Annotated in this window: 10 protein-coding genes; 5 read left to right on the forward strand and 5 right to left on the reverse strand. The window is 48.4% G+C overall.

The window, feature by feature from the left end; translation table 11 throughout:
- Positions 1 to 170: 170 nt before the first annotated feature.
- From Q0340_RS07075 to Q0340_RS07085, 3 genes are read right to left on the reverse strand one after another with little or no spacing between them, the layout of a single operon-like run.
- On the reverse strand, positions 171 to 515 hold the full coding sequence (locus tag Q0340_RS07075) for a hypothetical protein (protein WP_297902984.1): 345 nt from the start codon (positions 513 to 515) through the stop codon (positions 171 to 173).
- Complete coding sequence (locus Q0340_RS07080; protein ID WP_298082727.1) at positions 449 to 1315, reverse strand: hypothetical protein; 867 nt, start codon at positions 1313 to 1315, stop codon at positions 449 to 451. Before Q0340_RS07080 ends, Q0340_RS07075 begins: the two co-directional genes overlap by 67 nt.
- A 55-nt stretch (positions 1316 to 1370) precedes the next feature.
- Positions 1371 to 1925: a manganese efflux pump MntP family protein gene (locus Q0340_RS07085; protein WP_298082728.1), complete on the reverse strand. Its 555-nt coding sequence runs from the start codon at positions 1923 to 1925 to the stop codon at positions 1371 to 1373.
- An 86-nt stretch (positions 1926 to 2011) separates the two neighbouring features.
- Here Q0340_RS07085 and Q0340_RS07090 point away from each other — a divergent pair, with 86 nt between their 5' ends.
- Complete coding sequence (locus Q0340_RS07090) at positions 2012 to 2641, forward strand: hypothetical protein (protein WP_298082729.1); 630 nt, start codon at positions 2012 to 2014, stop codon at positions 2639 to 2641.
- A 43-nt stretch (positions 2642 to 2684) separates the two neighbouring features.
- Positions 2685 to 4430, forward strand: coding sequence for a DMT family transporter (locus Q0340_RS07095; protein ID WP_298082730.1), 1746 nt, complete (start codon positions 2685 to 2687; stop codon positions 4428 to 4430).
- Here Q0340_RS07095 and Q0340_RS07100 read toward each other — a convergent pair.
- Together Q0340_RS07100 and Q0340_RS07105 are read right to left on the reverse strand one after the other, a co-directional pair.
- On the reverse strand, positions 4374 to 5177 hold the full coding sequence (locus tag Q0340_RS07100; RefSeq protein WP_298082731.1) for a metal ABC transporter permease: 804 nt from the start codon (positions 5175 to 5177) through the stop codon (positions 4374 to 4376). The genes Q0340_RS07095 and Q0340_RS07100 overlap by 57 nt on opposite strands.
- A complete protein-coding gene (locus Q0340_RS07105) occupies positions 5170 to 5937 on the reverse strand; it encodes an ABC transporter ATP-binding protein (protein ID WP_298082732.1) in 768 nt (255 codons plus the stop codon). Before Q0340_RS07105 ends, Q0340_RS07100 begins: the two co-directional genes overlap by 8 nt.
- 99 nt (positions 5938 to 6036) lie before the next feature.
- Between Q0340_RS07105 and Q0340_RS07110 the strand changes: the two genes are divergently transcribed.
- From Q0340_RS07110 to Q0340_RS07120, 3 genes are read left to right on the forward strand one after another with little or no spacing between them, the layout of a single operon-like run.
- A complete protein-coding gene (locus Q0340_RS07110) occupies positions 6037 to 6945 on the forward strand; it encodes a class I SAM-dependent methyltransferase (RefSeq protein ID WP_298082733.1) in 909 nt (302 codons plus the stop codon).
- The gene (locus Q0340_RS07115) at positions 6908 to 7780 is read left to right on the forward strand and encodes a cytochrome c peroxidase (protein ID WP_298082734.1); all 873 of its coding nucleotides are present in this window, start codon (positions 6908 to 6910) and stop codon (positions 7778 to 7780) included. The genes Q0340_RS07110 and Q0340_RS07115 overlap by 38 nt, the downstream gene beginning before the upstream one ends.
- Entirely contained in the window at positions 7770 to 10190 is a 2421-nt protein-coding gene (locus tag Q0340_RS07120; protein ID WP_298082735.1) for a GGDEF domain-containing phosphodiesterase, read from the forward strand. Before Q0340_RS07115 ends, Q0340_RS07120 begins: the two co-directional genes overlap by 11 nt.
- Positions 10191 to 10825 lie beyond the last annotated feature (635 nt).

Below are 10825 nucleotides of genomic sequence, written 5' to 3' on the forward strand. Positions count from 1 at the left end.
AAAGCCGCCGCCGCAATCGAAACGCTGATATTCAATTTTATATAGGCCGTTACGCTTTGGGTGTCGAATGGCCCAAAACCGGGCGCGCTATTAGAAGATCGAGAGGAGATCGCTCGCCTTAAAAGCGCAATCTGTAGAAGCCTACACCTGCAGCTTAAATTTCACGGAATTTAAACGCGATATAGGCTAAAGCAGCCGTAGTCGGTGCGCACGGCCAAATTTTTGCTACCGTTTGAATTCTCAAATTTCGCCTCGCATCGCTTTACGACGTGCTCCAGCTCAAAGCTAAGCGTCAAATTTGCGCTTTTTAGATCAACGATGTGAGCCTTACCATAGCTGATTATCGCAAGGCGCGAGCCGTCCTCGCTCAGACAAAAATCGCTCGCCTGCGCGCGAGCGCCCTGTAGCCACGCAGGCCCCAGCCGCGAGCCGTCCGCGTCAAGGCAGATTAGCTTATCCGAGTGGCGCTCTTTGCCGAGCAGCGAGCCGTCGGGTAGAAAGCAAATTTTATCCAAAATGCCGGAGCCCCTTTTATCTCGCTTAAAATTTTGCCGCAAGAGCCGTCAAGCGCGCTTAAAATTTGAATCTCGTTTTGCTTGCAACAAAGCGCCAGTCGCGAGCCGTCCGCACTAAGCGCGATGCAAAATATCGGCGTGGAGCTTTTCATTTCGGCCTTATATTGCGTAAGAAGCGAAATTTCGCCGTCTCGCAAAATAAAAATTTGACCGAACATCGCAAACGCCGCCGTCTCGCCCGCTGCGCCCGCAGCACAAACGCGGCTCGTAAATTCTCTATTTCTTTTAAAATTTAGCTCTTTGGAAAGGTCGGCAAACTCGCCCGTTTTTGGATCAAATTTGAAAATAAAATGATCCAAATCCAAAAGTAAAATTTCGCCCGCACGCTCAGCCTGCCATGCAAGCGGCTTTGGCAGGACGATCTGCTGCTTTACGGCGCCGCTCGCGTCCAGCCTGATGAGAAAATCATCTAGCGCGCCGCCCTCTTTGTAGCCGCCGCATTTATAGACAAAAAGCTCGCCTTCCGTGCTTGCAAAGGCCAGCGCACCCGTGTATCCGCCGCCGATATAGACGTGCAAACTCGCCTCACCCGCTTTTGCGCCGCCGTTTTGCAGGACGTAGCCTTTTTTCAGGCTCTCCCACTCCTTTTTCACGCAGGCTTTTTGCGCCTCGTCTATACTAACAAACTCCTTTTGTGTCTGCCTAGTTTTGCCGTTTTTGATACTCTCGCTGAGCAAAATTTGACCCTCTACGCGCAAATTTAGGCGGTCACCGCCGCTTAAATTTATTAAATTTTTCATTTTTACTCCTGCGGATTAGTTTTAAAAATTATCGCAAAGCGGCACTTAAAAGCCGCTAAATATCGATAACGCCGAGGTGCGAGAGCAAAATTTTAACTCCGATTAGGATCAAAATCGCGCCGCCTAAAACGAGCGCCTTTGAGTGCAGGTATTCGCCCGTTAGCTTGCCTGCGTAGCACGCCGCGACGCACAGCGCGAAGCAGACGAGCCCGATTACGCAACAGGCGTAGAGGATGTTTATCTCGCCAAAGGCAAAAGTCACGCCCACGGCCATCGCATCGATGCTGGTGGCGATCGCGCCCAGCACCAGCTCCTTCGTGCTTAGGCGAAGATCTGGCTCGTCCTGCTCGCGGCGGGATTCAATGATCATCTTAATGCCCAAAAACGATAAAATTCCAAACGCGACGAAGTGATCGATCTGCGCGATAAATTTTACGAAATTTATTCCCAAAGCGTAGCCTGCAAGCGGCATTATAAACTGAGCTGCCGCGTAGAAAAACGCGACGCGCGCGATCTGTGCAAATTTGAAATTCGGATATTTCGCGCCGTTTGAGATGCTAAGCGCGACGCTGTCCATCGCAAGCGCGAAAGCGATGAGTAAAAGCTCCATATTTAGCCCTTTTGGTATTATAAAAGCGTTGATTATACATTAAAATTTTCGAAATAAAATAATCAATCTTTAATTGGGGAAAAACTTTGCTTAAAAAATTAATCCTTTGTTTATTGCCGCTATTTGCAACTGCTAGCTGGGAAGAGGTCGCCGTAAAGGGGCTGGACGTAGTCATCAGCGCAAACGTGGGCGATAGCGAAAATTTCAAAAGCTCGCTAAGCACCCTGATCGAGCGCGCTGCGGGCGAATACGAGCGCACGGGCATGCAGGATTACGAGCTTGATCTGCCTAGCTACATTACCGAACGCGCAGGCAAAAAGAGCGTCGCCGTGCAGAATATGCAAAGGCTGGCGAGCAAGAAGCTAAGTCTTGCCGTAGAGCCGATTAAAAAGCTCGTACTTGCTAAAATAAAAGATATGTCCGAAGCCGATACTAAGGCGGTAATGAGCGGCGAGGTGCTATTCAGCCACTATCTGCGCACCAACGCCTTTGATGAAATTTACGAAATCATTCGCCCTTTGGCGCGTGAACTAGGAACTGACGCGAGCTTTGCTAAAAGCTTTAAAAGTGCCGTCGGACGCGAGCCTGGAGACGATTTTAGTAGCGAATTTAGCAGCGCCTTCATCAACGAAAGCTTCGATTTTTTAAGCAAAAATGAAAGGGAATTTCGCAAAAACTCGGGCGCGATTTTAAACGCCATAAAGACGATCAGATAGGCGCGACCGCACTAAAATCTCGGCGAAATTTTACTTTAAATTTATGAAAAATTCTATCTCGGAGCTCGCGGAAAATTTTAATTTAAAACCCGCTTTAAATTTTATCTCAAATCAGGCGTGCGAGCGCGCAAAGAACACAGCGCCCGGCGGTAAGATAAATTTTGCTCCCGCTCTCTGCCTCAAAAGAAATTTCAAATTTCAAGACGAGGCCGCCGGGTTAAATTTTATCAGCGTGCGAAATTTAAAATTTTATCCCACTTCGGCTGGTTTCGCCGCACGCAATCGTGCCTCGGTCGGTTTTGCCATGCACAGTCTCATCGCGCCCTATTCCGCCCTGCGCGTCAAAAATCTTGAAAGAAAATCCGCTTTAAATTTCGCGGCTCTTGTGCCAAATTTAAACTCTGCGCAAATTCTGAACTGCGCCGAAAATAAAGCTTTAAATTCCGCAAAAGCCCCCACAATAAATCCTTGCGAAAATTCCGCAAGAAATTTCAAACGAAATTTTATGGGAAATTCCACTCATAGCGGCGCAAATAGCGCGAGTTTGCTAAGCCGTGTAAGCGTCGTAGACGAGCCAAATTTAAGTCCCGCAAAAAGCCTTGATGCAGCTCATACGCGACGCTTAAAGAAAAATTTTACCGAGCTCATTGCAAAGGGCCACGGCTCCGCTCATGCACCGCAGGGCTTTAACTATGGTTCCGCGCTAAGCCCCGGCGCTTCGCAAAATTCTAATACTACACAGAATTCTAACTCCGCAAAAAATTTAAATTCTACGCAAAGCTCGAATTCCGCGCAGAGTTTCGGGCAAAATTCTAGTTCCGCGCAAAGCCGCGCGCAAAACCCCGTTCCGCCTAGCAGGCTGTGGGATTTGGGACTGCTTTTCGTAGCGATTGTTTGGGGCTGCACCTTCGTGCCGGTTCAGCGCGCGCTGCATAGCGGCGACGTTTTTAGCTTTTTGTTTTGGCGCTTTTTGGCGGCGAGCATTTTTACCTACCTCGCCTGCCTGCGCTTCGGCGTCAAATTTGACCGCGGCACGATAGGGCGGGGCGTATTTTGCGGGCTGATGCTATTTTGCGATTTTTCGTGCCAGACCATAGCGCTTGATTATGCGCTATCATCGACAGTGGCGTTTATTTTGGGGCTAAATGTCGTCATCGTGCCCTTTTTGATGCTTGCGTTTTTCGGCAAAAAGGTCGGTGCGAGCGCCTTTGGCGGTGCGGTCGTGGCGCTTTTGGGGCTGTATTTTTTAAGCGGAGCAAGCGGCGCGGTGGGATTTGGCATAGGCGAGCGGTTGACGCTGATTTCGGCGTTTGCATACGCGCTTCACATCGTATTTACGGGCGTCTGCGCGCGCAAAAGCAATCTCTACGGCTTTGTGATCGTGCAGTTTATCTGCGTCTGCGTCTGCGCGCTGATCGCCGCAGTTTTCACTCCTCACGCGGAATTTGAAGGCGAGATAAAAGTACTTGGAAATTTGATCTTTTCGCCGAGCTTCGATTTCGTTTTCGCGCTAGTTTTGACCTCGATCTTTGCCACCGTCGCGGCGTTTGTGATCCAAACGATGGCGCAAAATCGCGGCGTAAGCGAGATAAAAACGGTGCTCATTTTCGCGCTAGAGCCCGTAAGCGCGGGCATTATGGGGTATGCTTTCGGCGAGAAGCTAAGCGCGCTTCAAATTTTAGGCGCGGCGCTGATACTCGCAGGCATCCTGCTTAGCGAGCTGGGCGGGCTTTTAGGCGCGAAGTTTGCTAAAGATCGAGCTTGCGAAAAAGCAGACCGAGGCGACTAGGATTATCGAAGCGCCGCTGGTTAGATTGAGCTTAAAGCTCAAAACAAGCCCCGCCGCGCAGAAAAGCGCCGATAGCGCGCAGCTTATCGCCATCATCGAGCCTAGGCTTTTTGAAATTTTTTCGGCGATGAAGGGCGGGATCGTCATCAGCGAGATCACCAAGATTAGCCCCACGATCTGAATCGACGCGACCACCGCGAGGCTCGCCATCACTACGAGGACGTAGTAAAAGACGCTCGTATTCACTCCGCGCAGCAGGGCAAATTCCTTATCGAAGCTGATCGCTAAAAACTGCCTGTAAAAGCACGCCGTAAGCGCCGCAAATGCCGCGCCGCAAATGCCGATGAAGATTAAATTTTCGTGATTTATAGCTAAGATCGAGCCGAATAAAAAGCTCATCAGATCGGATTTGTATCCAGGCGTAAGATCGGCAAATATTATCCCCAGTGCCATTCCAAACGCCCATATCGCGCCGATTACGGCGTCGAAGCGCTCGGTATTTCGCAGCGTGACGTAGGCGATGAGCAGCCCCAAAAATAGCGCAAATACGCTAGCCCCCAGCACTGGCGAGATGCCTAAAAATAGCGCGATGCCGATGCCGCCGTATGCGCCGTGCGCGATGCCCCCTGCTATGAAGCTCATGCGATTTATCACGACTAAAGAGCCCACGACGCCGCAGACTATGCTGACCAAAAGTCCGCCGAGTAGGGCGTTTTGCATGAAATCATAAGATAAAATTTCAGCCATTTTCGCACTCCTTGCAGCAGCATTCGTTAAGAGCGAGATCGACGGCACAAAAGTGCCCGTGTTCGCGTCGCAAGTGATCTAAAAATTCCGCCCTGCCTCCAGGATCGATCTCATGGGTGTGTGCCGAGCCGTTTGCGACGTAAAGCGCGCGGTTTGCGTAGTTTAGCGCAAGCTGCACGTCGTGGCTGATTAGAATTATGCCGCAGCCGCCCTCGTTTAGGGATTTTAAAAGCTCGTAAATTTGAACCTGCCCCATCGTGTCGATGCTCGCTAGCGGCTCATCAAGAAGTAAAATTTTAGCCTTCGCGCACAGCGCCCGCGCGATGTAAACGCGCTGTCTCTGACCGCCGCTAAGCTCGCTGATACGGCAGTCTGCAAGGTCTTGCATGCCTACGCGCCCCAGGGCTTGCATGGCTTGCTCGCGCTCGGATTTAGAGTAAAAGCCGAAAATTTTCTTATCTATCAGCCCCATTAAAACGACTTCGAGCACGCTTATGGGAAAGCTTTTGTTTATCGCTATAAACTGCGGCACGTAGCCCATTTGTGCCCTGGCAAGCGCGGGCGATCTGCCTAAAATTTCGATCGTGCCCGAGTTTGGTCGCAATAGCCCCAAAAGCAGCTTTAAAAGGGTGCTTTTGCCGCCGCCGTTGGGCCCGAAAATCGCTAAAAAATCGCGCAGCTCGTAGTTTAAGTTTATATCTTTTAAAATTTCGCGTTTTTCGTAAGCAAAGTTTAAATTTCTTATCGTCACGTCCGCCATGAACGCCCTTTCGCCTAGATTTTGAAAGCATTTATTATAGCCCAAATTCGGAAAAATTGCCAAATTTTGCTATTATTACAAAAAATTTAAAGGCGAGCGGTGGAGAAAATCGGCGAAAAATCAGATGAAAATAGCTGGGATAAAAAGTCCGAAAGTTACGCTAAATTTAGCGGCGAGTTAGGGGATTTCGGCAAGCGGGTGTTTGAGATACTGCGCGGCTGGGGGGTGAGCTTTGCGGGCAAAAGCGTGCTCGACGTGGGCGCCGGTACGGGGGTTTACTCGCTGTATCTCGCGTCGCTGGGCGCTAAAGTGACGGCGATCGATAGCTCGGAGGGGATGCTGCGCGAGCTAAGGCGCAGCGCGGAGGAGTTTGGCATCAGCTTGCAAAACGTATTAAATTTAAGCTTTGCGGAGTTTTACGAGCGGCTGAGCCGCGATGGTTTTGCAGACGCAGCGGGCGAAAATTTTAAAATTTATCCGCGCTCGCAGAGCGAAATTTCAAACTCGCAAACTCAAGAAGCGCAGGCTTTAAATTTAAAAGACGCTGCGAGCAAAAGCCGCGAGAGCGAAAATTTTAAAATTCCCGCAGTTTTTGACATCGCGTTTCTTACTATGAGCCCCGCGCTAAAAAGCACGGAGGATTTTGAGGCGTTTTTGGCTTTGGGCGAGCGAAAAATTTATCTAAACTGGGCGAGCGAGCGCAATTCATCGATGCTGGCGCCGCTGTTTGAGCGCTTTGGCACAGGGCACAAAAGACTTGCTAGCGCCGCCGAAAAATTTGAGGCGCTGCTCGGGGCGCGCGACATCAAGTTTAAAAGCGAAATTTTAACCGAGAGGCGCGAGCAAAAACGCAGCCTGCAAGAAGCGGTGCAAAACGCCGCGTGGCACCTGCATATGGACGGCGCGGAGGCTAGTGAGCGCGAGATCGAGGAGCTTTTGAAAAAGCGGGCTAAAGGCGGGATGATAAGCGATGAGATCGAAGCGAGCTTTAAGCTGTTTTATATTTAGCCTGGCGCCGCTTTTGGGGCTTTGCGGCAATCTTTTCTCGCCGCTTGAGATGCCTAAATATGACCCACAAAAGGCGCGGCTGGGCGCAAAAATTTTTACCGATGTAAGATTTAGCAGCAAAGGCCGCTCCTGCGAGAGCTGCCATAACTTCTATCTAAACGATTCGGGCGCTTCGGTGCGCGACGGACGCGTGCCTACGCTAATAAATTCTTATTATTTTGATCGTTACTTAGGCGATTATAATTTCGCGGGCTTTGAAGCGCGGATCGCGGCGTCGGTTTTTAGCAAGAACGAGCTTGATGCGAGCGAAGATAGAATTTTAGAGATTATTAGGAAGAATTTAGCCTACAAGCAGGCTTTTGAAAGTGCTTACGGCGAGGCGAATACGGCGAACTTCATTGATGCGCTGAAGGAATTTTTAAAGTCCAAAACGGCGATAAATTCCAAATTTGACCGATTTTTGCGCGGCGAGGTTAAGCTAAATGATGCCGAATATAACGGATATGTGCTTTTTGTGCAGCTGTGTTCGGCATGTCATAACGGCGTTAGCCTAGGCACCGGCAGCTTTACTAAAATTCGCCCAAACGCGGAAGAGGAGGATGTGCCTAGGCATAGGCTCACTTCCGATGGATTTGAGCTGCGCCGCGTGCCTAGCTTGCGCAATATCACGCAAACCGCTCCTTACGTAAACGGGCAGACGGATTTGCGTCTTGCGGTGCGGCAGATCGCAAAGGATCTGCTAAAATACGATCTTAGCGATGGGGAGCTTGATGCTTTGATGAGCTTTTTAGCTACACTTAAGGGCGAGATGACGGAGGCGCAGGATGAAAGATAAGATAATGTGGACTTTGATGGTGGGGATTATGATATTAGGCATAATCATCGCCGGGAATTATTTCTCGTCGCTAAGAGATGTAGCGAGATTTAGCACGATTTCGCGCGAGCTAGCTTTGATCGATAACGCCGATAACCGCTTAAATATATTATTTGATGCAAAGATCGCAAGAAGGGACTTTTCGATCGCAAATGCCGATATGCGCGGCATCTATCAGGTGCTGCAAGCTCTGCAAAAAGACAAAATCATCGATAAAATCGGACTTAGCAGCGATGTGCGCGCGATCGGAAGCGCTTTTAGCGATAAAATTTCACTTTTGGACGAGCTTGGGGCTTTAAATTCGCAGAATTTAATCCTTTTCCAAAGTCTGCAGCAAAAATTTCTATCCAGTGGCGCAAATGCGCAAAGAGCAAATCTCTACTCTCAAATTTTAGGGCTTAACTATAAAAATCGCTCCGAAATCTCTGCTTTAAAAAGCGCGCTAGAAAGCGCGGATGCGTCAAGCCCAGACGAAGCTGCGTTTATAGGAATCGCGCGGCAAATTTTAAGGAATTTCGAGCGTCAAAATATCATCGTAAGCGATAATCTCTCGTTGCTCAACGAGCGCTTCGCAAGCCTGCGCGAGCGATTTTCTTACGCTAGCGAGGAATTTTACGGCTCGTTTATGCAAATGACGATGCTTTACACGGCGGTGTTTTTGTCGTTTTTACTGCTTACTTACATCATAAATTCCGATGCTTTGCGTAGTAAACGCGCCCTCGCGCCCTATCGCGCGTTATGCGAGAAGGCAGGCGAAGCGATAGTTTTAGCAGATCAGAGCTTTAAAATTTTATACGCTAATAAAAGCGCGCTTAGCTTAAGCGGCTACGAACAAAGCGAGCTGGAAGGAAGCGATCTTGGAGTTTTGATGCCCAAAGATAAAGGGATCGAACTTCCTGCGATGGTAAATAAAAGCGCCAAAGATACGCGCCTGCTTCGCAAAAACGGCGAGCTAGCCGATGTGAGCCTAAGGCTATCAAATATCGCCACCGCATCCAAGCCGCCGCTATATGCGCTTTACGCTCATGACATCGGCGAGCGCGAGATTATGAAGCTAGCTCTTGCGAACGCGAAGGAGAGCTTAAACAATCAAGTCTATATCGATCATCTTACGGGCCAGGGCAACGAAGCAGCGCTATATGAGCTAATAAACGCAGAAAAAACGGGCGTAGCGATCTACATCACTATCGTAAATTTTGCAAATTTGCGACTTTTTTACAAGGCGGAGACGACGAATGAAATTCTGCGCTCCTTTGCGCGCACGCTTGCGATGTGTATCGAATCGCACGAGATCAAAGCCAGTATCTTTCGCATCCAATCGGATGAGTTTTGCCTATTTTACGAGGGACTAAATGTCGCGCGCGATGTGGAGATCATAAACAAATATTTCACCGATAAAGTTTTTAATCTCCATACGACCGAGGGCTTTGCCTCCGCGCCTTTAAATATCACGATGGGCGTGAGCGAGCGTGCAGACGTAGCGGGCGGCGCAAATAGGGTCTTTCAGGCGGTTATGGCGATGTATGAGGCGCAGAGCAAAAACGAGCACGTGGGCTTTTATTCGCGCCCAAATGCGATTGAGGAAAAATATCTTCAAAACCAGATTATGATCAACACCATTCAAAATGCGATCAAGAAAAATCAAGTCTTTGTGCTTGTTCAGCCCATATTTGATATCACCCACCGCGATCCTAGTGGTAACACCTACGGCACCGAGGGCGGTGATTATGTCCCGTTAGTATATGAAATTCTAATCCGCCTAATCGATCGTTCGGGCAAGACGCGCTGCCCGGGTGAGTTTATCGACATCGCAAAGCAAGCCTCGCTCTACATCCCGCTAACTCAGGTCGTAATAAACGAAGCCTTTCGCTTGCTAGACCGCTTCGCAGGGACTTGCTTTAGCATAAATCTTTCATATTTTGACATCGCAAACGAAGGCATCAAAGAGCTTTTAGAGCGCAAGCTCGCATCCAGCCCAAACGCTTCAAATTTATTTATTGAAATTTTAGAGAGCGAGGAATTTGACGATTACGAGAGCCTACGCAGCTTCATCGCCGTAGCCAAAAACTACGGCTGCAAGGTCGCGATAGACGATTTTGGCAGCGGATACTCCAACTACTATAGAATTTTAACGCTCGATGTGGATTACATAAAGATCGACGGAGCGCTCATCAAAAATATCGCAAACGACAAAAACTCGCGCGCTATCGTCGAAACTATCGCTAACTTCGCGCGCAAGCAGGGCTACGAGCTCATCGCCGAATACGTAGAAAACCACGAAATTTCAATCATCTTAGAAGAGATGGGGATTAAATATATGCAAGGCTACTTCTACAGCAAGCCGATGGAGCCTTCGAGGATAAAATTCTAATCTCATCTCGCCGCAGCCTTATGGCCCGTCTTTTTAAATTTACGAGCCAAAGATCGTCTCCGTAAAGCGAGAAATTCTGTTTTAGCAAGCCGCTACTTTAATTTATACAGAATTCATCTTGGCAGATACTACGCGGTTTTATCGCGAACTTATGGCGCGCCTTATAGCTAAATTCCCAAAAAGCTTACGCGTGGCAAATGAAGTGGGAGCTAAATTTAAAATTTAATGACGGATTTATGGACGAAATTTTGCAAAGTTCAAAATTTTAAAATTCCAAGCCGTAAAATTTTAAAATTTAAAATGCGCTAGCTGCAAATTTAGGGCTAAATTTTAAAATTACGTAGCGATAAAATTTTAAATTCCGCGCCTTAAACCCGCCTGCAAATTTTAAAATTTTATGGCGCAAATTTCGATCTATTCGTTTTATAAACATTTCACGCGAGCTTTACAAAATAAAATTTTAGCACGCCTTGCTTTAAGTAACGATAGAGCTTTCAAATGCAGGCGGAATTTTTAAGTGCAAACTTTCTTGCTTTCAGCGAGAATGAGCTTAAATTTTAGGCTTTAGCGCATTAGCTCAAGCAAATTCGCTCTAAGCCTTCATACTCCCCGTATCTTTAAATCTTTGATGCCAC

Source organism: uncultured Campylobacter sp., assembly GCF_938045595.1.
In the GTDB taxonomy this organism is placed as follows: Bacteria; Campylobacterota; Campylobacteria; order Campylobacterales; family Campylobacteraceae; genus Campylobacter_B.

Coding starts and splice junctions, on each gene's coding strand:
- Q0340_RS07080 (WP_298082727.1), bottom strand. CDS start 1,315: ATGAAAAATTTAATAAATTTAAGCGGCGGTGACCGCCTAAATTTGCGC.
- Q0340_RS07085 (WP_298082728.1), bottom strand. CDS start 1,925: ATGGAGCTTTTACTCATCGCTTTCGCGCTTGCGATGGACAGCGTCGCG.
- Q0340_RS07095 (WP_298082730.1), top strand. CDS start 2,685: ATGAAAAATTCTATCTCGGAGCTCGCGGAAAATTTTAATTTAAAACCC.
- Q0340_RS07100 (WP_298082731.1), bottom strand. CDS start 5,177: ATGGCTGAAATTTTATCTTATGATTTCATGCAAAACGCCCTACTCGGC.
- Q0340_RS07105 (WP_298082732.1), bottom strand. CDS start 5,937: ATGGCGGACGTGACGATAAGAAATTTAAACTTTGCTTACGAAAAACGC.
- Q0340_RS07115 (WP_298082734.1), top strand. CDS start 6,908: ATGAGATCGAAGCGAGCTTTAAGCTGTTTTATATTTAGCCTGGCGCCG.
- Q0340_RS07120 (WP_298082735.1), top strand. CDS start 7,770: ATGAAAGATAAGATAATGTGGACTTTGATGGTGGGGATTATGATATTA.